Origin of the sequence: Pseudoalteromonas pernae (assembly GCF_039831865.1) — a bacterium.
Taxonomy (GTDB): Bacteria; Pseudomonadota; Gammaproteobacteria; order Enterobacterales; family Alteromonadaceae; genus Pseudoalteromonas; species Pseudoalteromonas pernae.
This window is the reverse complement of sequence record NZ_JBDODM010000001.1, coordinates 174,164-198,632: the sequence shown is the minus strand read 5'-3', so window position 1 is coordinate 198,632 and position 24,469 is coordinate 174,164. Positions and strand designations below refer to the sequence as shown.

The 24,469-nt window shown below is 44.5% G+C and carries 23 protein-coding genes; 6 read left to right on the top strand and 17 right to left on the bottom strand.

Features of this window, described 5'->3' with window-relative positions; genetic code table 11:
• Positions 1–33: 33 nt before the first annotated feature.
• Positions 34–1,023, top strand: a complete 990-nt coding sequence (locus V1358_RS00870) for an ATP-dependent 6-phosphofructokinase (protein WP_347392291.1) — start codon at positions 34–36, stop codon at positions 1,021–1,023.
• Positions 1,024–1,079: 56 nt separating this feature from the next.
• Here V1358_RS00870 and V1358_RS00865 read toward each other — a convergent pair whose 3' ends face one another.
• The 3 genes from V1358_RS00865 to V1358_RS00855 form a co-directional block, all read right to left on the bottom strand.
• Positions 1,080–1,532 (bottom strand): helix-turn-helix domain-containing protein, encoded by a 453-nt coding sequence (locus V1358_RS00865; RefSeq protein ID WP_347389424.1) that lies wholly within the window; start codon positions 1,530–1,532, stop codon positions 1,080–1,082.
• Positions 1,533–1,704: 172 nt separating this feature from the next.
• Positions 1,705–2,532: a LytR/AlgR family response regulator transcription factor gene (locus V1358_RS00860; protein ID WP_347389425.1), complete on the bottom strand. Its 828-nt coding sequence runs from the start codon at positions 2,530–2,532 to the stop codon at positions 1,705–1,707.
• Positions 2,529–3,602, bottom strand: coding sequence for a sensor histidine kinase (locus tag V1358_RS00855; protein ID WP_347389426.1), 1,074 nt, complete (start codon positions 3,600–3,602; stop codon positions 2,529–2,531). Before V1358_RS00855 ends, V1358_RS00860 begins: the two co-directional genes overlap by 4 nt.
• Here V1358_RS00855 and V1358_RS00850 point away from each other — a divergent pair.
• Positions 3,524–3,724, top strand: coding sequence for a hypothetical protein (locus tag V1358_RS00850; protein WP_347392699.1), 201 nt, complete (start codon positions 3,524–3,526; stop codon positions 3,722–3,724). The two genes, V1358_RS00855 and V1358_RS00850, sit on opposite strands and share 79 nt — an antisense overlap.
• Positions 3,725–3,771: 47 nt before the next feature.
• On the opposite strand, the gene V1358_RS00845 is transcribed toward V1358_RS00850, so the two are convergent.
• Complete coding sequence (locus V1358_RS00845; protein WP_347392290.1) at positions 3,772–5,490, bottom strand: NAD-dependent malic enzyme; 1,719 nt, start codon at positions 5,488–5,490, stop codon at positions 3,772–3,774.
• A 159-nt stretch (positions 5,491–5,649) separates the two neighbouring features.
• The gene (ggt, locus tag V1358_RS00840; protein WP_347392289.1) at positions 5,650–7,413 is read right to left on the bottom strand and encodes a gamma-glutamyltransferase; all 1,764 of its coding nucleotides are present in this window, start codon (positions 7,411–7,413) and stop codon (positions 5,650–5,652) included.
• Between the two features lie 161 nt (positions 7,414–7,574).
• Between ggt and rrtA the strand changes: the two genes are divergently transcribed.
• Positions 7,575–8,087 (top strand): rhombosortase, encoded by a 513-nt coding sequence (gene rrtA, locus V1358_RS00835; RefSeq protein WP_347392288.1) that lies wholly within the window; start codon positions 7,575–7,577, stop codon positions 8,085–8,087.
• A gap of 25 nt (positions 8,088–8,112) precedes the next feature.
• Here rrtA and V1358_RS00830 read toward each other — a convergent pair whose 3' ends face one another.
• From V1358_RS00830 to purE, 4 genes are all read right to left on the bottom strand, one after another.
• A complete protein-coding gene (locus V1358_RS00830) occupies positions 8,113–10,602 on the bottom strand; it encodes a S9 family peptidase (protein ID WP_347392287.1) in 2,490 nt (829 codons plus the stop codon).
• 206 nt (positions 10,603–10,808) lie between these two features.
• Complete coding sequence (locus V1358_RS00825) at positions 10,809–12,026, bottom strand: endonuclease/exonuclease/phosphatase family protein (protein ID WP_347392286.1); 1,218 nt, start codon at positions 12,024–12,026, stop codon at positions 10,809–10,811.
• Between the two features lie 133 nt (positions 12,027–12,159).
• Positions 12,160–13,299 carry a 5-(carboxyamino)imidazole ribonucleotide synthase gene (locus tag V1358_RS00820; RefSeq protein WP_347392285.1) on the bottom strand — a complete coding sequence of 380 codons (1,140 nt, stop codon included), beginning with the start codon at positions 13,297–13,299 and terminating at the stop codon, positions 12,160–12,162.
• Between the two features lie 13 nt (positions 13,300–13,312).
• Complete coding sequence (gene purE, locus V1358_RS00815) at positions 13,313–13,795, bottom strand: 5-(carboxyamino)imidazole ribonucleotide mutase (protein WP_347389433.1); 483 nt, start codon at positions 13,793–13,795, stop codon at positions 13,313–13,315.
• A gap of 482 nt (positions 13,796–14,277) precedes the next feature.
• On the opposite strand from purE, the gene V1358_RS00810 reads away from it, so the two are divergent.
• The gene (locus V1358_RS00810; RefSeq protein ID WP_347389434.1) at positions 14,278–14,814 is read left to right on the top strand and encodes a TetR/AcrR family transcriptional regulator; all 537 of its coding nucleotides are present in this window, start codon (positions 14,278–14,280) and stop codon (positions 14,812–14,814) included.
• A gap of 27 nt (positions 14,815–14,841) precedes the next feature.
• On the opposite strand, the gene V1358_RS00805 is transcribed toward V1358_RS00810, so the two are convergent.
• Together V1358_RS00805 and V1358_RS00800 are read right to left on the bottom strand one after the other, a co-directional pair.
• Positions 14,842–16,788 (bottom strand): alpha/beta hydrolase family protein, encoded by a 1,947-nt coding sequence (locus tag V1358_RS00805; protein ID WP_347392284.1) that lies wholly within the window; start codon positions 16,786–16,788, stop codon positions 14,842–14,844.
• A gap of 76 nt (positions 16,789–16,864) precedes the next feature.
• Positions 16,865–17,344 carry a GNAT family N-acetyltransferase gene (locus V1358_RS00800; protein WP_347392283.1) on the bottom strand — a complete coding sequence of 160 codons (480 nt, stop codon included), beginning with the start codon at positions 17,342–17,344 and terminating at the stop codon, positions 16,865–16,867.
• 74 nt (positions 17,345–17,418) lie between these two features.
• Between V1358_RS00800 and V1358_RS00795 the strand changes: the two genes are divergently transcribed.
• Positions 17,419–17,616, top strand: coding sequence for a hypothetical protein (locus V1358_RS00795; protein ID WP_347389437.1), 198 nt, complete (start codon positions 17,419–17,421; stop codon positions 17,614–17,616).
• A gap of 30 nt (positions 17,617–17,646) precedes the next feature.
• Here V1358_RS00795 and htpX read toward each other — a convergent pair whose 3' ends face one another.
• The 5 genes from htpX to bioB form a co-directional block, all read right to left on the bottom strand.
• Positions 17,647–18,504 carry a protease HtpX gene (gene htpX, locus V1358_RS00790; protein ID WP_347389438.1) on the bottom strand — a complete coding sequence of 286 codons (858 nt, stop codon included), beginning with the start codon at positions 18,502–18,504 and terminating at the stop codon, positions 17,647–17,649.
• Between the two features lie 239 nt (positions 18,505–18,743).
• Positions 18,744–19,424 (bottom strand): dethiobiotin synthase, encoded by a 681-nt coding sequence (gene bioD / locus V1358_RS00785; RefSeq protein WP_347389439.1) that lies wholly within the window; start codon positions 19,422–19,424, stop codon positions 18,744–18,746.
• Entirely contained in the window at positions 19,421–20,164 is a 744-nt protein-coding gene (locus V1358_RS00780) for a methyltransferase domain-containing protein (protein WP_347389440.1), read from the bottom strand. The genes bioD and V1358_RS00780 overlap by 4 nt, the downstream gene beginning before the upstream one ends.
• Positions 20,161–21,282, bottom strand: coding sequence for an aminotransferase class I/II-fold pyridoxal phosphate-dependent enzyme (locus V1358_RS00775; protein WP_347392282.1), 1,122 nt, complete (start codon positions 21,280–21,282; stop codon positions 20,161–20,163). The genes V1358_RS00780 and V1358_RS00775 overlap by 4 nt, the downstream gene beginning before the upstream one ends.
• Positions 21,283–22,326 carry a biotin synthase BioB gene (bioB, locus tag V1358_RS00770; protein WP_347389442.1) on the bottom strand — a complete coding sequence of 348 codons (1,044 nt, stop codon included), beginning with the start codon at positions 22,324–22,326 and terminating at the stop codon, positions 21,283–21,285.
• Positions 22,327–22,422: 96 nt separating this feature from the next.
• On the opposite strand from bioB, the gene bioA reads away from it, so the two are divergent.
• Entirely contained in the window at positions 22,423–23,721 is a 1,299-nt protein-coding gene (gene bioA / locus V1358_RS00765) for an adenosylmethionine--8-amino-7-oxononanoate transaminase (protein WP_347392281.1), read from the top strand.
• 69 nt (positions 23,722–23,790) lie between these two features.
• On the opposite strand, the gene V1358_RS00760 is transcribed toward bioA, so the two are convergent.
• Entirely contained in the window at positions 23,791–24,225 is a 435-nt protein-coding gene (locus V1358_RS00760; RefSeq protein WP_347392280.1) for an ATP-binding protein, read from the bottom strand.
• Positions 24,226–24,469: the final 244 nt, after the last annotated feature.

Genomic DNA, 24,469 nt, shown 5'->3' with positions numbered 1-24,469 from the left:
TAACATAGGTTTTAGCAACACACGCAAAGACTTATGTCTAAACAAAAACGTATCGCAATTATCACTTCCGGGGGCGACGCCCCCGGAATGAATCCCGCCATTCGCGCAATCACACTCAAAGCACTGAAGTGTAATTTTCAAGTAATTGGCTACTACTGTGGCTATAACGGCTTGATTGACGAACACTACACCGAACTCACAACCCGCCATGTAAATGACATCATTCATCGTGGTGGCACTATTATAAAATCAGCCCGCTGCCCTGCTATGCATACCGAATCAGGCTTATTGCAAGCAGCGAATAGTCTACGTAAATGTCATGTAGACTCACTTATTGTCATTGGTGGAGATGGCAGTTTTAAAGGCGCTGAAGCCCTAGCAAAGCATTGGTCCGGACAAATCATCGGCATTCCAGGTACTATCGATAATGATATTAACGGCACCGACGCTACCATCGGCTTTTACACCGCTATCGACACAGCGCTTGGCTGCATCGATAAAATTCGCGATACAGCACAAGCATTTGAGCGCACCTTTGTAGTCGAAGTGATGGGACGAGACTGCGGTATTATCGCAATGGAAGCAGGACTAGCCAGCGGTGCTGAGCAAATCATATGCAAAGAACTCATTGATGATGAACAGCTGTTTCTTGATAAGCTAAAGGAAGATGTCGCGCTGTCGCTAGCAAACGACGCCGCACACAGTTACGTATTAGTGATGGCAGAGCACTCACTGAGTATTAGTGCACAAGAACTCGCTGAACAACTTAAAACCCATACTGGCGTTGATAGTAGAAGCGCTATATTAGGCTACGTCCAGCGTGGAGGTGCCCCTGTTGCAGGCGACAGGATCCTCGCGACCCAGTTAGGGATTGAAGCGGTAAAACACGTGAAGTTAGGCCATACTGGAATCATGATAGGTGTAGAGAACGGGCAAGTAAAAACAACCAAGTTAGCCGATACATCTGATACCCACGCACGTAACATCGATTTCGTTGCCAAGCTCAAAGAATATCGCTTGTAAGCCATCAGAGGTCGAAAGCCTAGCTTTCGATCTCTCATGAAACTGTAACGGATATATTAATGTTCTCCATACCAAAGTTGGTATTTATCACCTTGGTATTTCAACAGAGTGAACAAGTAGCCTGTGGTCAACATAATAATCCCTCCTGCGAGTGCCGCTTCGTTAAAAAATCCAAGCAAACAAAATCCATATCCAAATAGATGACTAACACACTCAATCCTAACTGCTGTTTTTCTAACCGAGCGCAATTGCAAAAAGTTAAAGGCAAACCATAGTTTGATAAATATCGGTAACGCTTGATAATTATCGCAGTGTTTATCGAGCATAAATTTCTCCTTATTTAAAGTATCGATGTCAATGTTCAGTGCTGCAGCTAGACACTTTTGAGACTCGATACTCGCATTCGCCCCGCTTTCGATGCGCTGGATGGTGCGGACATTTAACCCAGACATCTGAGCAAGTTGTTCTTGCGATAGTCGTCGACTCAACCGTAAGTTTTTTAAATCCATACTGTGCCTACTGCCTGCATTTCAATGATTTAGGAGAATAGATACATCTTAGCATTGTCGTCGGCGAATTTACCCCGACAGTTACCCGACATAGGTTAAGTTTAAATGGGAAATAAAAAAACGAGGCACTTGGCCTCGTTCTTAAACATGATACATTTCTAAATACTGCTTCTTAATTTGCCAATGCGGCTTTCACCTTGTCACGGTAACTGCGGCTAACTTTTAATTCCTGACCGTTACCTAGCACTAACAAATACTCGCCACTTACTTGCGTTACCAGTTTGCTAATTTGCTTTGAATTGACAATGGCACTGCGATGAACTCGCACAAAAAGGCTCGGGTCTAATTCGCGCTCTAATTCTTTCATCGTTTTGCGAAGAATGTGCGTCTGGCCGTCACTGCAATGTAAACACATGTAGTCCCCAGCAGCGTCAACCCACTGAATCGTGTTGGTTGGCACACGAATAATCTCACCTTGTTCTTTAACGGCAAGCGACTCAGGGTATTTCTTTGTTTCTAAACTATCACCTGAAGCAAGCTTTTTAAGGATTTCCTCACAATTGTTGCCTGTGATACCAGCAACAAAACTGGCCAACTTCTTCTTGTGAGCATTATCTTGTTGTGTTTTTAAATGTGATTGCACTTTTTCCACCGCCTGTTTTAGTCTGTCGTCGTCCACAGGTTTGAGTACATAGTCTAATGCATGTACTTCAAACGCCTGCACGGCATAGCGATCAAAGGCGGTAACAAAAACCACGAGTGGCTGATGAGACGCAGGTAAATGCGTTAATGCATCTGCAACCTCAAAGCCATTCATACCCGGCATCTGAATATCTAAAAACACCAAATCAATTTGTTGCTCCTGACATAAAGCCACCGCGTCACTACCTTGAGCGAATTGACTAACCAACTCAATTTCATCAAGTTGCTCTAGTCGCACCGCCAAGCCTTTGCGCGCTAATGACTCGTCATCAACGATAATGGTTTTTATAGTATTCATTCTGTTACAGCCTTCTCAAAAGGGATACGAATATTGACCGTTAAACCAGTCGGCGTATTCCCTGATAATACAAATGAATAATTGTTCTCGTAAAGGGTCTTTAGCCTATCTTTGGTATTGGCTAAGCCAACACCTGACGCATGTGCTAATTGCCCATTTTTAAGTTCGGCTCCAGGGCCGTTGTCACTGACTTCCAATAACAGTTCTTTGGCGAACACTTGGGCGTTTATTTTAATCTCTCCACCCTGCGTCATCTGAGCGATTGCGTACTTTAATGAGTTCTCAATCAATGGCTGCAAAATCAAACTTGGTACCAAAGCTTGGCGCGCTTCGTCACTGATCTGCATATCGACTGTTAATCTGTCATCAAAACGCACTCTTTCGATGTCCAAATACAAGCTAAGTGCGTGTAATTCTTGTTCTAATGGCACTTTTCTTATTGGATCCGTATTGAGTGTGTAGCGTAAGAAATCACTCAATCTTGACAGCATTTTGTTCGCATCTTTGTTCTCTTCCACCAAGATCAGCGTAGAAATGGCATTAAGTGTATTGAACAAAAAGTGCGGATTTAATTGATAGCGCAACATCTTTAGCTTTGCTTCATGCGCCATCGTGTTCGCTTTCAATGCTTTTTGGCGCTCACCTTGCAGCAATTGGTAATACTTAATACCGAAATACAAACCACTCCAACACAGAATGATATAAACGGAATCAAGCCCTTGCTCAAAGTAATAGAACCACTCATCTGGACGATAACCATGGCGGTAAATCTCCCAGAAGTTAAACTTTTTAACCACAGACCACAGTGTGCCGGTTAAGTAGGAAACACCAAACACGACAAGGACTAACACCCAAGGGCTGGCATTCCAAACCCTACGGTATAAATACCGCAAAGGCACGGTCATCAAACAGCCTGCGTAGGCGTTCAACAAGATCACGAATACGTAAATATTACGCATTTCGAATACCTTGGACCCTATGTAGTTAACCAGTGCGTAGCCAATCCATCCAGCTATTTGCAGAACCCAAAAGAACCGCTGTCGGTTATCAACTAGTTGCTGCCAATTCAAAATTCACTGTACTCCCTGACAACATGGTGCATTTACAACACGTTGCATATCTACTTACTATCATTATCAATAAAGCCAATGCAAAAGGCACTGTATTTGGTCTTGCTTTACCTTTCCTTTAACGCAAAACGCCGCAACTAGGTGCGGCGTTTATATAATCGACTACAGGTTAGATACTGACACGTTTGTAATTACGATATTCAGGTAACCAGTAGTTTTTATCGATCGCTTTAATGATGTCTTCGTCGCTCACTTCCAGCGCTTCCCCTTGCTCAATCGCTACTTTAGCAACCGCAAAGGCGATACGCTTAGATAGCGCTTCAATTTGGGTTAAAGGAGGAAGCAAGCTGCCCTTGCCTTCATTTGCCAGTGGCGAACTTGAAGCAAGAGTTTCACTTGCAGCCATGAGCATTTCATCAGTAATGCGTTTCGCTTTAATTGCAATAACACCTAGGCCAATGCCTGGGAAGATATAACTGTTGTTGCATTGAGGAATAACAAATTCTTGGTCATCAAAGCATACTTTTCCGAATGGGCTACCTGTAGCGATAATAGCTTTACCATTTGACCAGTTGATCACATCCTGAGGATGCGCTTCAACCTGCTTCGATGGGTTAGACAGCGGGAAGATGATTGGCTGTTCACAGTTTTCAGACATTGTGCGAACAACTTGCTCCGTGAACAATCCTGGTTGACCAGAAACGCCGATTAAAATACCCGGCTCTGCACAGTGCATCACATCTAGTAATGATGGGTAATCACCGCTGTAAGTCCATTGAGAAAGTGCGTCTGTTGATTGTACTAACGCTTGCTGGAAGTCACGTAAACCTTCCATACCTTCACTCAGTAAGCCGAAACGGTCAACCATGAAAATCTGACTACGAGCTTGTGCATCACTGATACCTTCGGCAACCATTTGGCTGATCACCTGCTCAGCGATACCACAACCCGCTGAACCTGCGCCCACAAACACCACTTTTTGCTCGCTCAATTTTGTGCCTTTGACGCGACATGCGGCCAGTAAAGTACCTACGGTAACCGCTGCAGTTCCTTGAATATCATCGTTGAAGCTACAGATTTCGTCGCGGTAACGCTTCAATAGTGGCATAGCGTTAGGCTGGGCGAAGTCTTCAAATTGCAACATCACATTTGGCCAACGGCGTTTAACTGCTTTGATAAATAGATCTAGGAACTCATCGTATTCTTCTTGGCCAATACGTGGATGACGCGCCCCCATGTACATTGGGTCGTTCAGCAATTTTTCATTGTTGGTACCGACATCTAGCATCACAGGCAATGTATATGCTGGGCTGATGCCACCACAAGCGGTATAGAGCGATAATTTACCGATTGGAATGCCCATTCCGCCAATACCTTGGTCGCCAAGGCCGAGAATACGTTCACCATCAGTCACTACGATAACTTTTACTTTGCCTTTTGTGGCATTGCGCAGAATATCATCGATGTTGTGTCTGTCGGCATAAGAGATAAATAGACCACGAGAGCTACGATAAATATCTGAGAATTGCTCACACGCATCTCCCACCGTCGGGGTATAAATGATTGGCATCATTTCGTCGATGTGATCACGAACAAGACGATAATAAAGTGTCTCGTTATTATCTTGAATTGCACGAAGGTAAATGTGCTTGTTCAGATTATCTCTGAAGCTTGAATACTGCTGGTAACAGCGCTCAACCTGTTCCTCAATTGTTTCAAAACGAGGAGGAAGTAAACCTGCTAAATTAAAGTTTTCACGTTCTCTTTGTGTGAACGCACTGCCTTTATTTAATAGCGGAGTTTCTAGTAAGGTCGGACCAGAGTAAGGAATATAAAGATAATTTGGATCAGATGTGTGGTTTTCTTTTGCAGATGATTTATCAGTCATGATGCCTACTAAGCGCAGAATACAATTGCCTGATATTATTGCTGCTTAGTATTAAAATGCAAACCGAAATCGGCAAGTAGGACCAATCTTTGTAGGATTTAGGGCTTGTTTGCAAATAAACAACAAGCCCCTGAAAACACATTAACATTTAGCGCACTGCTATTGACCTAGCGCGATACCTTCACGACGAGGGTCAGCGGCACCGTATAGTTTACCGTCAATGATTTCTACCGCATGGATACCGGAATTTAAATCGCCGATGTGTACCGTGTGGCCACGACGCTCGAATTGGGCTTTAAGCTCAGCAAGTGGCGTCCCTTGTTCTAACGTTGTTTTATCATTACGGTTGGTGATCCGCGGCATATTAATGGCATCTTGCGCTGTCATGCCCCAATCCAATACGCCAATAATACTTTGTGCGACATAGTTAATGATACGACTGCCGCCCGGTGAACCAATAACCAGACGTAATGAACCATCTTCATTGAAAACCATCACTGGTGACATTGAACTACGAGGACGTTTACCTCCCTCCACTCGGTTAAGCACGTATTTACCGTCCCGCTTCGGTGTGAGGGCAAAGTCAGTAAGTTGGTTATTCAGTAAGTAGCCGTTGGCCATTACCGTTGAACCAAAGGCCATTTCAATTGAAGTGGTCATCGACACCGCATTGCCGTGTGCATCAACAATCGATATGTGACTCGTATTCGGAAGCTCAAAGGCGTCGTCTTTAGCATACGCAACCCCCGTTACCGGGTTGCCATGGTGTTGCTTGCTATCAGTATCGCCGATTAGTTTTTTTCGGCGGTCTAAATACTGGCTTTCTAGCAAGGCCTGAGTCGGCACAGGTTGGAAATCTGGATCGGCCATAAATACTTCGCGGTCGGCAAATGCCAGTCGAGAAGCCTGCGTAAAATAGTGCAGTGCCTGAGGGTCGTTGGCCTCATACTTCCCCATGTCCTTGTCTTCAAGCAGCTTGAGAATTTGCAATACAGCCATTCCACCGCTGCTTGGTGGTGCCATCGAACACACACGGTATGCGTGGTAGCCAACACATATTGGTGCTCGCTCTTTTGCTTGATATCCATTGATATCAGCCTCGTTCAACAAACCAGGTGCTATAGGGCTGCTTTGCACAGCTTTGGCAATCGCTTTGGCGTTTTCACCGCTATAAAAAGCGTCCACGCCCTCTTTAGCGACTTTGCGATACAAGTTGGCTAGCTCAGGATTCTTTTTGATAGTGCCGATAGCTAGCGCTTCGCCGCCAGGGAAAAAATATTGCTTAGCGGCTGGCATTAATTCCACGCCAGGATTAATCCGACGCGATATTAAATTATGAAGACGTGGTGATACTTTAAACCCTTCGTCCGCAAGTTTAATGGCATCGCTAAATAGCTCACTCCACGCTAAGGTCCCGTAGCGCTGATGTGCGTCTGCCATCGCTTTCATCACCCCAGGTACGCCCACAGAACGACCACCAACCACGGCATCAATCCAACGCACTGCTTTACCATTGCCATCTAGGAACAATTCAGGAGTAGCTAACGCCGGTGCGGTTTCCCGCCCGTCGAAGGTAGTCAGATTCTTGTGTTGTTTATCGTAATGAAGAATAAAGGCACCGCCACCTACACCTGATGATTGCGGCTCTACAAGCGTTAACACAAGTTGTACAGCGATTGCAGCATCGATTGCACTGCCACCTTTGGCAAGAATTGCTTCCCCTGCTCTCACAGCATAAGGATTCGCGGCTGCAACCATATAACGCTCACCGACGATTTGCTTCTTAGCAACGATAGCGGTAGTTGCTTCAGGCTCTCTATCTGGGAGAACTTGTGTTTGAGTAGTTGTTGAGGTTGTTGCTGAGCAGCCGGTGCTTAGCAGAAGAGTGATAGCTAGAGATAAAAATGGTTTAGAGAATGTCATTACTCACTGCTTATTTGTCTTTGTTTGTTTGGCATCTTAAAGTTAAACGGGCACAATATGCAAAGCAAAGTTTCTGTATTCGGTTCACCATGTTGGCAATAATAACAAAAAGAAAAACCCTGTTAGCCCCGTTATTACTCATTATTTTATGCACTCTAATCATGCTCTTGCACTTTAACATTGATTTACGTTTTGATAGAAGTGCAATTATCGACGGGCAATGGTATCGCATTCTTACTAGTAATTTCGTTCACAGTAATTATGCCCACTTATTAATGAATATGGCCGGTGTAGGCGCTCTATGGTTATTGCATCACCACTTTTTTAATGTAACCAAGTATTGGCTCTACCTAGTTACCATGTCGTTTGCCTGCACTGGACTCATTTTCATCTTCAGCGATAACATCGATATATATGTCGGACTTAGTGGCACCTTACATGGCCTACTAGCTTATGGTGCTATCAAGGACATTCAGGACAAAGAGAAAACGGGTTATCTGCTTTTGATTGGGGTACTTGGCAAAGTTGGGTATGAGCAGTTTATTGGTGCTAGCGCTGACTTGGAACAATTGATTGAATCGCGTGTAGCGATAGAGGCACATTTGTTTGGGATGTTAAGTGGCTTCGCCATTGCCGCAATTGAGTTCTTATTAAATAAAAAACCCAAGCATTAAGCTTGGGTTTTTTATACTCGATGAATTACAGCGTTTCTTCAAACAACTTGTAAATACGGCGGTATTCATCCAGCCAACTTGATGGTTGTACGAAACCGTGTGGTTCCACTGGGAATATCGCTGTTTCAAAGTTTTCTTTCTCAAGCTCAATAAAGCGTTGAACTAATCGCACTACGTCTTGGAAGAATACATTGTCATCTACCATAGGGGCGTTGATTAATAGTCGCTTGTTCAAACCTTCCGCGAAATAAATTGGTGAACTGCGCTCATACGCAATTGGGTCTACATCTGGGTGATTTAAGATGTTTGACGTGTAAGGCGCATTATAATGAGCCCAATCACTTACCGGACGAAGTGCAGCACCTGCTTGGAAAAGCTCTGGCTCAGTGAACAATGCCATAAAGGTCATGAAGCCACCGTATGAACCACCATAAGTGCCAACGCGCTTAACATCAACGTTCGCGTTTTCGGCCATCCATTTCACACCATCAACTAAATCCTGAGTCTCAGGCGTGCCCATCTGACGGTAAATTGCGGTACGCCAATCACGGCCGTAACCTTTCGATGCGCGGTAGTCCATATCCATTACTACATAGCCTTCGCTAGCGAGCAACGAATGGAACATAAACTCACGGAAATAGCCTGACCAGCCAAAGTGTGAGTTTTGTAAGTAACCGGCACCGTGGTTGAATATCACAGCTTTGCGGTTTTTGCCTGTTTCACCTTCTTGGTAGTCCGTCGGGTAATACACTTTGGCATAAACAGATTGTTCACCATGACTTGAAGGCACAGCAACGATTTTCGGCGCGACTAACTTAGTTGCAACGAATTGGTCTGACACAGTATGAGTGAGCTGTGTTACTTCACTGTTTGGCGTAGCATCGATAACAAAAAGCTCAGGTGGCGTCATCACGGTAGAGTGCGTTAGCAACACCTTGCTCTCATCTGGACTAAGTACATAATCGGTCATGCCATTGAGATCAGTTAAAGCTTCAACTTGCGAATTCTCAAGGTTTAATCGATATACCTCGTAGACTCCCGGATGCTTTTGGTTGGCTTTGTAATAAAGGTAGTTGTCGTCCGCAGACAAAGTCAGATTTGAAACTTCAAACTGCCCTTTGGTACGCTGCGTCGCTTTACCATTGAGTGGCTTAGTGTAGATATGGCTGTAGCCAGACTCTTCAGAAAGGTAATAGAGAGTATCTTTATTGTTTAACCAACCGAAATCATTGAATGTGTAATTTACCCAAGCATCATCATGTAGGCGATGTTGGTTAACCAATTTTTTAGCGGCGAAATCAACAGTCGCAATCCAGCGATCTTTGTTATCCCATGCCTCAAGCATTACGGCAACTTGGCTACCTGTGTTGTTCCAAACGATGGCACTTTGATCCCAACCCCAATCCATCATTAAGTTGATTTCGCGGCGCTTCTTCTGTGACTTGTAGGTCTTACCTTCACGGGCATAGTTTTCTGCTTTAACTGCAGCAAGCACGTCTTCGTCCCAGCCCGGCAAGGTGTTATATGTCAGTGTACTCTTTTGTTTACTTTCTAGGTCGATGTAAACCAATTCTGTTTCTTGAGGTTTTGCGTCTGCAACACGGCGGCGTGCCGGCACAGAAGCGATAGTAGCGTCATCAGTAATGTAATTAGGCATGATGTCGCTGTCACTGCGCCAACTGCGTGTGTCAGTCAATGCGACAATCAGTTTCGTCCCATCTGGAGAAAGCTGCGCGTCAACTAGACGCTTGTTATCACCTAGGTAAACATTAGCATCAACCATTGCCGAATTCGCATCGTTGAGCGCCTGCTGGCGATTTACTTTGTCTTGTTTATTCTTGTGTTGCAATGCGACGTAATCGATGAGCTTGTGTTGCTCTTTAGCGATATACGACTTCGGGTCTTCAATCTTTACTGGTTTATCTTCCAACTTAAGATTAACTAACTCACTGTGCAACGAGGTTTGTAAGTCAACGTGCATAAACACGTTGCCGACGCGGTAAACCAATGAATTGTCATTTAAAAACTGCGGCGATGACTCAAATGCAGAAGTCTTGGTAATCTGAATTAAGGTGTTATTGGTAAGGTTTTTAAGGAAGATATCTCCCTCGAACTCATACGCTTGCAGGCGCTTATCTCGGCTAAATACGGCATCGGCGTCACCGAGTGTATGTAAGTCTTTGAGTTCCACTTGCGATGCACTATCAGCTTTGAGCTGTTGAACAAAGCTATCTCGCAGTACTGTACCTTGTTGCTTTTGATTGAAAATAACTGCACTGGAATCGCCAGCCCAAAATGCGTTTTCAGGTTGATTACCTATCCAATCCGGATCTGCCATCGCTTGTTCAAGTGTAATAGCAGTGCTGCCCGGTTTAACCGGTGTTTGCACGACTTGTTCAGGTTGCGACGGTGTGTTCGCTACAGGTGCAGATACAGACTCTTGTGTTGTACTTTTACAACCAGACAATAAAAAACTCGACGCGATAGTCGCTGCCAGTAAAGATTTATGGAACATAGTATTAGAATTTTAAATCCAAGGTGCTTGGATTTAAGCAAAATCCCCAGAGAATTGACAATCTTTTTAGACAAAACTCGCACAAAGCGAGGTAGGTGGGAATAAAAAAAGGTCAGCAAGGATGCTGACCAAAACTCTGCGCTAGCAATAAAACAAGCTACGAGCCTGTTTCATTATCTTGTAGACCATTTTTTAACCAGTTTAGTTCAGTCGATTTTCAATATTTTTAAATCCATCCACACTAATCTATGGTCGGAAGATAACTTTCTATCACTAACCAACTGATAACCCGCTTCATTATCGTGGGGCCAATACACTCCACCCGCCACAGGCAATAACCCAGCTTTGGAGGGAAGAACATAATCAGCACGAGCGCGCCAACTTGCCGTGTAGTACTTTGCATAAGAGGTATCTTCACTGTGCGCAGCGCCTTTGCTTGCAGGGATAAGACTGGCGTTTACTGCTTCGTGATGTAACACCTGATTAATCGCCTCAGGGCGCGCTTTTTCGCCTTGTGGGGCTGCATTTAAATCACCAACAATTATAAAGCGAGAATTTTGCTCAATCCCCCCTTGCTGACCTTTATCATCGATGACATAGGCAGGCGACTGCGCTGAGATATAGTCTGCGAGCAATTTTATTTCTGCAAAATTTCGCAGCCCATTTCTATCTTCAGGGCCATCGAAAACAGGCGGTGTCGGATGTGAAGCCAATACGTGCACTTTGTTGCCATTTACATCAATAGGGATATCCCAAAAAGACTTAGAGCTCAGTCTCGCAGCCTGCCAGGTTTGTTGATCATAGAAGGGCTGACCATCAAGCATGGGCATTTTGCTCCCTTGCTGGGTATGCCATTTGAGATGCATAAAGCTGCGCACTGACGCTTCGTCAATTTTGTATCGACTTAGCAATACCATGCCATATTGACCAGGATAAAACCCGAAGCCATAGGCGTCACCCGCCTTTGCCGTCTTTTTGCCATCACCGTCAAAATCAAATTCACTCGGTACACCCGTGTTTACCGGAGCGCTGTAGCTGTAAGTGTACTCAATGGGTTGCAAGTCGCCGTGCGCTACACCGAGGTAATTGCGTTGAAAAAGAGCGACATTTTCACGCCAGTTTTCGGTGTAATCAAATTCATTTAAAAGTATTACATCGGGCCTAACCTGCTGAATAATCGTGGCTATATTATGAATTTGTGGGTGTTCACCTTGAGCTAATAACAGTGGCAATGGCGACGACTCCAAGGATGTGAAGTTTTGATCGTAATTAGAGCCATCCATACTGACATTAAATGTCGCCACACGGATAGTTGGATACGATTGCGCACTGACCTGCTCGTCAATGTCAACATTGGTGCACCCACTGGCAGCCAGAATTAAAGTAAAAGACGACGCAGCTGCCAAAAGAGAAACTCGATTCATACTTTTTCCATATTAAGCACATGATTCCTGAACTCAATAAGATAACAGGTAAGATTATGAATTTATATTATTTATTGAAAACGGATGGGCATTAAAAAAGCCGAGCAATGCTCGGCTTTCATTATATTGGGCGTTAATTCAAAATCAGACGCTTGGCACAGGCATCGACGCCTGGATAGTCTTCTTCAGCTAACACCTCGGTTAGTTCAGACAAACGTTCGCCTAATGTATGCATAGTTGGCGCACTGACATTTATGTGGCCCATTTTACGACCCGGCTTAACACCTTTACCGTACCAATGACTACGCACCTGGGCAGTTTGCAAAACTGCATTTGGAATCGCAGCTTGACCCAACACGTTGATCATGGCACTGGGCTGCAACAACTCAGTGTTGCCTAATGGCAAACCCGCTACCGCACGCACATGATTTTCGAATTGACAACAGTACGCACCCTGCTGAGTCCAGTGACCTGAGTTATGCACACGTGGCGCTATCTCATTGACTAACAACTGACCATCAACGTCAAAGAATTCAATCGCTAGCACACCTACATACTCAAGCTCATTGGCAAGTTTTGTGTAAGCATCAATGGCTTGTTGTTGAATGCTCTGAGCAACAACACCAGCAATCGACAAAGTTAACACGCCATTGGTGTGCTCATTTTCTGTCACTGGGTAGATAGCAACGTTACCTTGATGGTCACGTGCGCCAATCACAGACACTTCGCGGTCAAATGGAATCATTTTTTCGCAGATAATACTGTGCGCTTCATCTTTGGCTAAAAACTCGGCCATTTCGGCCCATATACCATCGGCATCAGCAACATCTTTTAGACGCCACTGACCTTTACCATCGTAACCGGCCTGACAGGTTTTAATCACCAGAGGTAAGCCAAGTTTTTCGATTGCACTGTCAAAGTGACTTCGCTCGGTAACCAGCACGTAAGGTGCGCTTGGCACGCCTGCTTTTTCCAGTAATGCCTTCTCTTTAGCACGGTCGCCGCCACATTCAATGGCTTGTTTACCAGGGAAGAATTTGCCGCTTTGTTCACACAATGCCAAAACATCCGCAGGAATGTGCTCGAATTCTGCCGTGATTTTATCGCTCTGCGCAATAGCCTGCTCTAGACTCAGCGCATACACTTCACCTGTCACAGGATGAACAACTTGTTTTGTGCCAACATCATAAGCACAAATATGAATATCAAGCGGAGTACCTGCCAACGCCATCATGCGCGCTAATTGACCTGCACCTAACACTAACATTTTCATTTCACTGCAGCCCTTATTCAGCTGGATTCGGATTGGCTAGAACAGTCTCAGTTTGTTCTTTTCGGAATGCGTCAATTTTTGCCAATAGTTCAGGTTGCTGACAACCCAAAATTTGCGCCGCAAGTAAACCTGCGTTGGCTGCACCTGGGTCACCAATTGCAAGCGTACCTACCGCAACACCCTTTGGCATCTGGCAGATTGATAATAAAGAATCAACACCATTAAGTGCTTTAGACTTAACAGGCACACCGAGCACAGGCAAAGATGTGAAGGCAGCCGCCATACCTGGTAGGTGCGCTGCACCACCCGCTCCGGCGATAATGACTTTAATGCCGCGCTCGGCTGCAGAAGAAGCATAATCAGCAAGCAATTGAGGAGTTCGGTGTGCAGAAACAACCTTGGTTTCATATTCAACACCAAATTTGTCTAACATGTCCGCTGCGTGTTGCATTGTGGGCCAGTCAGACTTAGACCCCATGATGATACCTACTTTCATTGCTACTCCTCGGGTATAAACGATACGTAATTAAATGTCTTTGCGCGAAGCAATATCGCCTCAGGGTGTACGCAAAAACCATCGCCACATTTGTATATGGCAACAAATTTGCCGCGCATTATACAAAAAAGTGGATGAAAAAGCATGTCAAGAAGCACATAGTCATGACGAAAATATCCATGACCATTTAGCGGCAATTGTACTGACATTTCATCGTATTAGTACATTGGCGTGTTGCACGTCCATCTTGGCTTTAAACACTCAAAGGGTAGAAAATACGTACCAAGTGGTACATCAAGGTTGCCCTAGGTAAACACCTTAAGATATAACTATAGCTAACAATAATAAACAACAGCCGTGATAACAGGTAAAATCACAGCCACGTTAGTTATTGATTTTTATAATTTTATTTTTTCAAAAGAAATAATGAGCGCGCTCGATAAAAATATGAGCGCGCTCAACAAGCTATTTATGGAGTATCCTTGAGTACACCACAATCACCAAAAAAGCTCGCGACTCGAGGACGAATTCTGGAAAGTGCCTGGACCTTGTTTTTAGCAAAAGGTTATGCTGCCACCTCAACTCGTGACATAGCGACCCACGCCAATATTGGCAATGGCACTTTGTTTTCTCACTTTGAAAATAAAGAGCAGTTACTAAGAGAGCTGATGCTAGAGCAACTGACAGATGTTATCGCACAAGCAAAAAGAACTGACGAATTCGCACAACCTAAACTGAAAATGCGCCACTATGCGCAACACCTCTACGATTTCTATTTGCAACATGTTGAATTTAGTAAAACGTTACTTCAAGGGCTTATTTGGCAAGCAGATTTCTTTAGTGCGCAAATGGAAGAGTTAAAGACGTCGTTGTTCAGTGGCTGTGAACGTTATGATGAAGTGCGCGCAGCAGCGATGATTGATTGTTATTTCATGACTCTGTTAGAAGGGCTTAACAGTGATGGGGTAAAAACTTCTCAGCTCGTGAGTCGCTTAAGCTCAAAACTGGCCTTGTTGTGATGGCGGGAAAACCCCGCCACCTTATCACTAGAGATGTTTAGCGAGAAATGTTTCAATTGCCGTGAGTGTTGTTAGGCGGCTTTTATTACTGTTCAAGATAGAGTGCCCCTCACCTTCCAACTCCAAATAAGTCACATCTTTTTTCGCTGCTTTGAGTTCATCGACCATGTCCCTTGATTGGCTTACAGGCACAACTTTGTCAATGTCACCGGCAATGATCAAAACGGGCGCTTGCACCTTATCGACGAAATTAATTGGTGAAAACTGTTTGAGTATATCATCGTTGGCATCGCCGTTGCGCATCGCCAAATTCCAGTAATTCACCACCCAATGGTCGCTACCATGGTCCATTCGTTCGGAGCGAAGCATATCTTCTAAGTCGCTCACACCATTGATAGCAATAATACATTTATACAATTGGGGGGCAGTAACAGAGGCCGTGAGTGCCGCATAGCCTCCATAACTCCAACCAAACATACAAACGCGGTTTTCATCTACATATTGTTTAGCAATAAAAGCGTGCAAAGCATCATCTAGGTCACTTTGCATTTTTCGCCCCCATTGGCCGTAGCCTTTAGCGATAAATTCATTGCCAAAGCCTGAAGAGCCGCGAAATTGAGGCTGAATGACTAGGTAACCGCGGTTGGCAAAAAACTGGGCCAGCCAATCAAAACCATTTTTGTCATGTGATTGCGGCCCCCCATGTGGCATAACAATCGTCGGTAGCTTTTTAGTTGTTAACTCATGCCCTACTGGGTGGGTAATAAGCGTTGGAATCGTCAAACCGTCTGCAGCTGCAAAAGAGGTTTCAACGACTGGATTGACGTAGGCTGGATCTATGTTTGGCCTAGCACTGGCTAAGAACTGAAATCCCTCTTTGGTATACAGGTAATAATCTGCTGGTGCTGACTCTCCCTCTACGCGTAACAGAATCTTCTCCCAATCTGCTGAGTGGTCAAGAATGTCAAAGCTGTTATTTGGCATTTTCTCTTGCAGCGCGTCGAATAAGCTCTCTATACGCTTATCAAAAAAGGCATAGCTTGGTTTAAATCCCGCATATTCAACGCCATACACGACGCGCTCTGAGTCCATAAGAACTCTATCTATCTCTTTGTTTTCTTTAACAAACAAAGGATCAGAGACCGAACCATCTGTCAGTGACATTTTATAGTAGCTATCTCCATTGTGCTCATCACTTCTGAGCATCACTAATGCGTCTTTATCTGGCGTTAAACCAACAAAATTTTTCGTCAATAGACCTGTGGTTTCTTTAAAAATATCAACCTTCTCACCGCTGATATAGGAACTAACTACATGCAAGTCCGCTTTATTGTCGTAACTCTCAACCGCAAGCAATTCGCCCTGTTCATCAACGAAGTAATCGGTAACATGGTTGTTACCCCTTTTCCACAGTCGAGGGCGCGGTGATTTTTGGGTATCTAACGGGACGCGCATAAGTGAGTAAGGGGGCGTATCTACATGCTTTTCGCCCGTATAAGCGGGCATAAAAGCAAATTGCTTATCAGCGGAGATGCCAACAATCTTACCTAGACCTGTTTGCCCTAGGAAAATGCCTTTACCTGGAACCAAAAGTTGAACGACGTTATTGGTCTTTACGTGGTAAATAAATGCGGTACTTACATTGTGACGTCCACGATAGCCATGTAAGCGTTTATGTTGATAAACCTGTAGGACAACCCTGTCTTCGTCGATGAAAAAAGCACTACTTGGGTTAATATCGCCGAGATTAACTCCACCAATAACCTTGTTATCAGCCAAGTTTTTTATGATCAGATAATCCTTGTCATCTTCGACCATGCGAAAAAGAATCCGCTCACTGGACGGTGACAAGTCAGCCATACTAAAACGCGGTAAATTTGCATAACTTTCTATAGGTAGCTTAGGTGCAGGCTGACCAAGCGCACTGTTACTGATTATAAGTAACACGGACAACAAAAACATCGGACGTTTCATAACAAAATCCCTTTTATATACTTAGGTTGCATTGTACCCAATATATTTATTTTCACAAATATCAGGATGTTGTACGTTACAGAGATTTAGTCCATTGAGTATTACTTGTTTGTATAAAACCTAATGATCGTAAGGTTCTGCCGCAACGCCTGTTCTGCTCATGCACACGAGCGTTTAAGCTTACCAAGTCAGTATCTACATATTGGTGATAGGTACTCATTAATATTTTTACAGCGCATTGCATATACCCCAGCCCCCAAAAATCCGGATGGAGCTCGAAGCCAAGTTCAGCACCACCTTCGTGTATGTTATACAAACCGACAGTGCCGATGAGCTTAGTGTGGAGAATAATCCCGAGACGACAACCTGTTTGTTCAAACTGCATCTCCATATCGCCCTGGATCAACTCGCGAGCGTCGGCTTTTTCGCGCGGCATAAAATAATCATTGAACTGTGCTACTTGGGCTAAAGACAATAAATCAAATATTGCTTGCGCATCTTTATGATTTATTAAACGGAGCTGTAAGTCCGACTTGGGCTCGACATTCATGAACATATGAAGTGGGTATTTAGTTTGCGGAATTATTGCCTTAAACTAGCAAGTTATACAAGTCTTAACAGGGTAATAATATGCAAGAGCAACACATCATGGTGCCGCCTACGACGACCGTCTATTGCCCACAAAGGGGTGAAGGCTGGACGTTAACCGGGATAACTGGAATCGATGAATATACATCCGTGATGTTCGGCGGTGTGAGGTACACTATTTCCGCAAAAGAGATTGTCGAGCAGCTATTGCCAAACCAACAGGCGAGAGAAAATAACTAGTTGAAAAAGGGGCCAATTGGCCCCTTTTTATTATTTAAGTGCGTTGATACGCGAATCTAAAGGTGGGTGTGAAGCGAATAACTCGCCAATTGAGCGACCTGAAGCAATTCCAAATGCCATCATTGAACCTTGCAATTGAGATTCATGGTTATGCTTTAAGCGCTCCAGCGCTGCGCGCATTTTATTGGCACCAACGAGCTCTGCTGCACCTTTATCGGCTGCATATTCACGTTTACGGCTGAAGTAAGCAACAATCACTGACGCTAAAATGCCGAACAGGATTTGGAAAATCATATCAAAGATAAAATAAGTCCAGCTGCCACCTTCTTCCTCGTCACCATTTAAGAAATTATCCACGATACCGGCTAGGATCTTGGCTAGGAAGATAACAAAGGTATTTACGACACCTTGAATGAGCGTCAAAGTCACCATGTCACCATTAGCAACGTGCGAAACCTCATGAGCAAGAACAGCTTGCGCTTCATCTTTGGTCATGTTGTGTAACAGGCCACTACTTACTGCAACTAATGAATTGTTCTTTGATGGCCCCGTCGCAAAGGCGTTAATTTCTGGGCTATCGTAAATTGCCACTTCTGGCATTTTAATGCCGCGCTGCTGTGCTTGTTCAGCAACAGTTGCAACCAACCATTGTTCAGTGTCAGTGCGCGCTTGTTCAATAACGTAGGCACCTGTAGATTTTTTTGCAATCCACTTAGACATGAATAGGGAAATAAATGAACCACCGAAGCCAAACACGGCTGCGATGACGAGGATACCGCCAATGCTTCGTGATGAAATACCGAACACGGCAAACAAGATAGACAATACCAGACCAAGTACCAGCATCACTGCCAAGTTGGTCAATAAAAACAGCACTACACGCTTCATACTACATTTCTCCAATCGAGTAAGATTATTCATTAGGAGTCAGCAAGGTGACTCATAATGGATAGCATCACTCAAAACTTGAAGTGAACATCTGCGTATTACATGTTATTTGATTGGACAATCAACATGGTGAGAAATTCACAACAGATGGTAGTTGAATATATATAGGCGAAAACCCTTTACTTCAAGTTTTGTGCGACGTGTAAATGTAACTGTGTGTATCAATGAACGATTTATGCTCAGCGCAAGCCTAATGTGTCCAATAAAGCACCATGAATACGTAACTTAGGTGTGCCTTCAGCATAAGGGCTTTCGGCTAACATTGGCGCTGGCAATCGCGCTTTGAGCGTCGCTAAGTTTTCTTCGTAGCAGTGCATATCTGGGTCCACTTGGTTGGCAATCCAACCTGCAACATGAACGCCTTGATGCGCCAACACTTCCATGGTGAGTAATGCATGGTTTAAACATCCTAATTTCATACCCACAACCAAAATTACCGGAATTTGTGCGGCGCTCACCCACTCGCTCATGAGCTCAGCATCATTAATTGGCAATAACCAACCACCGGCACCTTCAGTCAACAGCACATCAGCGCCCACTGCTTTAATATCTGCGTACGCATCGTGAAGTTTTGCGATTGTCACTTCTTCCCCTACTTGCTTTGCAGCAATGTGCGGAGCAATAGGCGGCGCATAGATGAACGGGTTAACTTGCTCGTAAAGCACATTGGTGTTGCCACTTTCAATTAACGTTAGTGCGTCAGTATTAACCAAACGACCAAACGCCTCTTCTGCACCTGCGGCAATAGGCTTAAACCCAAGCGCTTTGCGTTTATGCTGAACAACGAGCTTTAATAGTAAGCTTGTTACATGGGTTTTGCCTGCATCTGTGTCTGTTGCCGTAATAAAAAACTGTTTCATTTTACTAATTCCAAAAAGGCGACGTTGTAGCTAAGTTTTACCTCGACGCCCTGCTGTTGCAGCGCTTTAAGCACGCCCGCATATTCTAATTTAGTGATAGGCTTTTGCTTTTTCTCAGAGCTAGTCGCACCAATGGCTGATAAGCTTCTCAATGCCTCTGAGGCACTGTTAAAGTAATCGAACAATACTTTTTGCTCTACCCAAGCGAGTGTAAAACCGCTGCTCGTTGCCATCTGCTGTAGTTGTTCCAGTGAGTTAAAGTTATTAATCGCAGTGCGCCCTACGCTTGCAAACGCTTGTTTTACTTCATGCAATGAGTGCTCAGCAACCACTGCCAAAAATGCTCTTCCGCCAGGCTTCAATACACGATGTAACTGTGCCAGTGCACTGTTCATATCCTGTGACCACTGCATCGCAAAGTTACTAAATACGGTGTCTAGTACATTATCTTTGAACGGCAATGCGTCCATATCTGCGCACACCCTTTCACTACGCTGTGTGATTTGCGCAAGCATTTGTGCTGATAAATCCAGCGCTATGTAACGCTGGCTTTTAGCTTGGAGTGCAAAACTATTGACTCCAGGCCCTGCACCTAAGTCCAAACAAACACCTAAGTCTCTTTGACCTATACGCTCAAGCAACATCGAGCTGCTTGACGCTTGGACGCGGGCATTGGCTTGATATTGGCTTGCCGCTTTGGAGAATTGGTTTTGCGTTCTTAATTTAAGTGCTGCGCTCATCGACACTGCTCCAATGCACTGACCAAAGTATCAACATCTTCAAATGTGTGTGCTGCACTGAGTGTTATGCGCAATCGTGCAGTATTTTGAGCCACCGTTGGTGGGCGTATTGCACTAAGCCAGATACCTTTTTTACGCAATGCCTGTTGCATCTCCAACGCGCTCTCACTATCGCCAACGACTAAGGGTTGAATGGGCGTTTCGGATGCCATTAATGCCAAGCCAACGTGTTCACATTGTTTACGCAAATAGCAAATCAATTGCGCCAAATGTTCACGCTCTTGGTGGGCATTAAGCAATTGGGTTAGTCGTTGTGACACCACATCACATTGCAATGGTGAAACAGCCGTTGAATAAATGTAATCGCGATTTGCTTGTAGCAGTAAATCAATCACGTTATTTTTGGCTAACACAATAGCGCCGTTACACGCCATGGCTTTGCCGAATGTGAGCACTAAAATATCAGGTTTCACATCGCGAGCACTTCCGAGCCCTTCATTTAATACGCCAAACCCATGAGCATCATCGAGCATAAACCACGCGTGGTGTTGGTCACAGGTCGCTCGCAACTCTTGCATCGGTGCACAATCTCCATCCATTGAAAAGACACCTTCGCTAACAACCAGTTTATTGCATGATTTGGACTTAGATAATCGTGCTTGTACATGAGCAATATTATTATGATTGAAACGCTGCATTTGTGCGTTTGATTGCAATCCGCCGTCAATCAAGCTGGCGTGGTTGAGCTTATCTTGTACGATAAACCCCTCAGGGGCATCATTGAACAAGGCTTTGAGCACGCTCACATTGGCGCTAAAGCCACTGGCAAACAACATTGCCGCCTCGTAACCTAGCAATTCACAAAATCGCTTTTCCAACTCGCGATGACTGGCGTGATAACCTGTAACCAACGGCGAACTATGCGAGCCAGAGCGCTCATTATGTCCAGCTAAGGGCTTATCGCCGAGCGCAAGATAGTCATTTGAGGCAAAGTTCAAATATGCTTTGCCAGCAACAGTGATAGCGCGCCCAGTGACGTTTTCGACCACGACCCGTTGGCGCAACAAATGTTGCGCATTGCGTTGGCTTAAAACGTCATCTATAAAGTCAAAGGCCATTTATTTCGCTTCGTAAAATAGCTCTGATTCTGCCTTATCGGCAATCGCTGAACTTAACGATGCCTCATAAGCTTCATCTGAGTAATCCTGCGCCTTTTCTGGGTTCATTCCCAATTTGCGGATCAGGTTCATATCAGCGTCGGCTTCTGGGTTTTCAGTTGTCAGCAGCTTATCACCGTAGAAAATTGAGTTTGCACCAGCGAAGAAACACATACTTTGCATTTGCTCGTTCATCGCCGTGCGGCCCGCAGATAATCGTACGTAACTCTTCGGCATCATGATACGTGCAACAGCAATTGTGCGGATGAATTCAAAGTGGTCTAAATCGTCCACATTCTCAAGCGGTGTACCCTTCACCTTTACTAGCATGTTAATTGGCACACTTTCAGGTTGTTTTGGCAAGTTAGCCAGTTGGATAAGTAAACCGTAACGGTCTTTAGCTTGCTCACCCATACCAACGATACCGCCTGAACACACTTTCATGCCGGCATCACGGACATTGTCTAGCGTGTCTAGTCGGTCTTGATAAGTGCGGGTAGTAATGATTTGCTGATAATACTCAGGCGATGTGTCTAAGTTATGGTTGTAATAGTCAAGGCCCGCATCGCGCAGTTGATGTGCTTTATCGTTATCAAGCATTCCCAGCGTCATACAGGTTTCTAAACCAAGCTCCTTTACTTCGCGAACCATTTTTTCAATGTATGGCATGTCGCGGTCTTTAGGATCTGACCATGCTGCGCCCATACAAAAACGAGTCGCACCTTTTTGTTTAGCCAAACGCGCCTGCTCGACTACCTTTTCAACTTCCATTAAGCGTTCACGCTCTAGATCTGTTTTGTAGTGGCCTGACTGTGGGCAATATTTACAGTCTTCAGGGCAGGCACCGGTTTTGATCGATAACAAAGTTGAGATTTGTACTTCGTTCGGATTGAAGTTCTGCCTATGAATGCTCGCCGCTTTAAACAACAGATCGTTAAATGGCATTTCGAAAAGAGCTTTGACTTGCTCGTGGGTCCAGTTGTGACGGATTTGGGCCTGTTCCATAGAGTTCTCTTTATTATGGGCACTAAAACAAATTTTGTATCAGTCTACGAGTTGCCTTAGTATTGTCAACGCAAAACCAAAGTTTAAAGTTTACATATGAGTAATAATTGTACAGATAATCACATTGATGTGGAATTTGATCGCGCGCACATCTGGCATCCCTACACCTCGATGACCAAGCCATTGCCAAATTACCCCGTGACCCATGCAAGCGGCACTCGTATTCATCTTCAAGGTGGTGAATCTTTGATTGACGGGATGGCATCTTGGTGGAGTGCATTACACGGTTATAACCACCCAAAACTCAATGATGCGTTGGTGTCTCAAACTCAACAGATGAGTCATGTCATGTTCGGCGGCATTACGCACAAACCTGCCGTTGATCTATGCAAAAAATTGGTTGAACTGACACCTGAACCGTTAGAAAAAGTGTTCCTTGCTGATGGGGGCTCGGTGAGTGTTGAAGTCGCGATAAAAATGGCTATTCAATATTGGTTTAGCCAAGGAAATCAGCGCAAGCACAAAATCATGACGCCGAAAAAGGGTTACCACGGCGATACTTTTGCAGCGATGAGTGTGTGCGATCCTGTAAATTCGATGCACAGCATGTATCAGGGCTTTTTACCACAGCAGCTCTTTGTGTCACAACCAAAAAGCCGCTTTGGAGAGTCGTTTGATGAGCAAGAGGCGAATGAATTAAACACATACTTTGCTGAGCATCATCAAGATGCAGCCGCGTTTATTATCGAGCCAATCGTGCAAAATGCCGGTGGCATGAACTTCTATCACCCTGAATACCTCAAAGCAGTGCGCAAATTATGCGACCACTATGATGTGCTATTAATTTGCGATGAAATCGCCACCGGCTTTGGGCGCACTGGAAAGCTATTCGCCGTTGAGCATGCGGATATTAGTCCAGACATCATGTGCGTTGGCAAGGCGCTAACAGGTGGTTATATGACGCTCGCAGCTACTTTAACAACAGACAAAGTCGCAAGAGGCATTTGTGAAGGCGAAGCCGGCGTTTTGATGCACGGGCCTACATTTATGGGTAACCCGCTAGCTTGTGCAGTTGCCAATGCGAGTTTGAATCTGCTACTGGAAAATGACTGGCAGCAACAAGTGTCCAATATTAACCAATGGTTACAGGGGCTTACAAAGTGTCTATGTCTAGATGAAGTGGTTGACGTCAGAACACTCGGTGCGATCGGCGTCGTTGAGTTAAACACTAATGTTGATGTAGCTAAGATTCAGAAACACTTCGTTAAACAGGGTGTGTGGATCAGGCCATTTGGGAAACTTGTCTACCTAATGCCACCATTTATCAGTAGCCAGAACGACATTGAACAGTTATGTAGTGCGATATACACAGCAATTGATGGTAAACATTATTAGCTTCACTCTCTCGGCTTTAATGCTTGCTTAGCATCGAGTATCCCAACACTTGGGATACTCATGATGCAACTACCATTCAAATTGATAGGCCATTTTCGCAATGGCGCGCAGTGCTACATTGTGGGTATTTCGCTGCGCATAAAGGTGTTGCATGGCTTTGTCTTTCACCTCACCAACAATCACCTCTTTTACTTGGTAATCCAAAGCGTGTGCGGCTTCAACGTAAGCAACAAATTCCCATTTTTTGATATTAGTATTATCAACGATCACCAGTGGGATCCCCTCTGATAACGCCTTGATATAACGAGCAAGGTTGAGGTTATGGTATTGCGGTAATTTATGTTTATCGAACTGATACTCACCATTTTCTGATAAGAAAAAATCGTCCGTACTGCAAATGAAGTATTGGCTGGCATCACCAGCAACCAAATCATCGGCTAGATTTTGTGCATAGTGGGTTTTCCCACTACCCGGTAACCCTCTTAGAATAACAACTTGTTTCATTAACCACTCACTATAGCTAGCGTGAAGCTGACGCATAAAAACGCCAATGCGACTAAGGATAGTGACGCTAGATGCATCATTTTATTTATCTTTCTGGCTCTTATAATGCCACAAACACAGCATAGACTGCACAGCCCAAGTAAAATTAATGCACAATTTTTTGGTTCCAACAGCCAATGATCACGTGTTTGCACATCAAAATAACGTAAAATACCGTAATCAACTTCGGGGCGGCCATAATGAA

Bases quoted from the DNA above. Each gene is read 5' to 3' on its own strand.
- ggt (WP_347392289.1), bottom strand. From the start codon at position 7,413: ATGACATTCTCTAAACCATTTTTATCTCTAGCTATCACTCTTCTGCTA.
- V1358_RS00860 (WP_347389425.1), bottom strand. From the start codon at position 2,532: ATGAATACTATAAAAACCATTATCGTTGATGACGAGTCATTAGCGCGC.
- V1358_RS00760 (WP_347392280.1), bottom strand. From the start codon at position 24,225: ATGAAACAAGTTGTTATTCTAAGAGGGTTACCGGGTAGTGGGAAAACC.
- bioD (WP_347389439.1), bottom strand. From the start codon at position 19,424: ATGAAACAGTTTTTTATTACGGCAACAGACACAGATGCAGGCAAAACC.
- bioA (WP_347392281.1), top strand. From the start codon at position 22,423: ATGAGTAATAATTGTACAGATAATCACATTGATGTGGAATTTGATCGC.
- bioB (WP_347389442.1), bottom strand. From the start codon at position 22,326: ATGGAACAGGCCCAAATCCGTCACAACTGGACCCACGAGCAAGTCAAA.
- V1358_RS00820 (WP_347392285.1), bottom strand. From the start codon at position 13,299: ATGAAAATGTTAGTGTTAGGTGCAGGTCAATTAGCGCGCATGATGGCG.
- purE (WP_347389433.1), bottom strand. From the start codon at position 13,795: ATGAAAGTAGGTATCATCATGGGGTCTAAGTCTGACTGGCCCACAATG.
- htpX (WP_347389438.1), bottom strand. From the start codon at position 18,504: ATGAAGCGTGTAGTGCTGTTTTTATTGACCAACTTGGCAGTGATGCTG.
- V1358_RS00865 (WP_347389424.1), bottom strand. From the start codon at position 1,532: ATGGATTTAAAAAACTTACGGTTGAGTCGACGACTATCGCAAGAACAA.
- V1358_RS00800 (WP_347392283.1), bottom strand. From the start codon at position 17,344: ATGTTCATGAATGTCGAGCCCAAGTCGGACTTACAGCTCCGTTTAATA.
- rrtA (WP_347392288.1), top strand. From the start codon at position 7,575: ATGCTCTTGCACTTTAACATTGATTTACGTTTTGATAGAAGTGCAATT.
- V1358_RS00780 (WP_347389440.1), bottom strand. From the start codon at position 20,164: ATGAGCGCAGCACTTAAATTAAGAACGCAAAACCAATTCTCCAAAGCG.
- V1358_RS00845 (WP_347392290.1), bottom strand. From the start codon at position 5,490: ATGACTGATAAATCATCTGCAAAAGAAAACCACACATCTGATCCAAAT.
- V1358_RS00870 (WP_347392291.1), top strand. From the start codon at position 34: ATGTCTAAACAAAAACGTATCGCAATTATCACTTCCGGGGGCGACGCC.
- V1358_RS00825 (WP_347392286.1), bottom strand. From the start codon at position 12,026: ATGAATCGAGTTTCTCTTTTGGCAGCTGCGTCGTCTTTTACTTTAATT.
- V1358_RS00830 (WP_347392287.1), bottom strand. From the start codon at position 10,602: ATGTTCCATAAATCTTTACTGGCAGCGACTATCGCGTCGAGTTTTTTA.
- V1358_RS00805 (WP_347392284.1), bottom strand. From the start codon at position 16,788: ATGAAACGTCCGATGTTTTTGTTGTCCGTGTTACTTATAATCAGTAAC.
- V1358_RS00775 (WP_347392282.1), bottom strand. From the start codon at position 21,282: ATGGCCTTTGACTTTATAGATGACGTTTTAAGCCAACGCAATGCGCAA.
- V1358_RS00795 (WP_347389437.1), top strand. From the start codon at position 17,419: ATGCAAGAGCAACACATCATGGTGCCGCCTACGACGACCGTCTATTGC.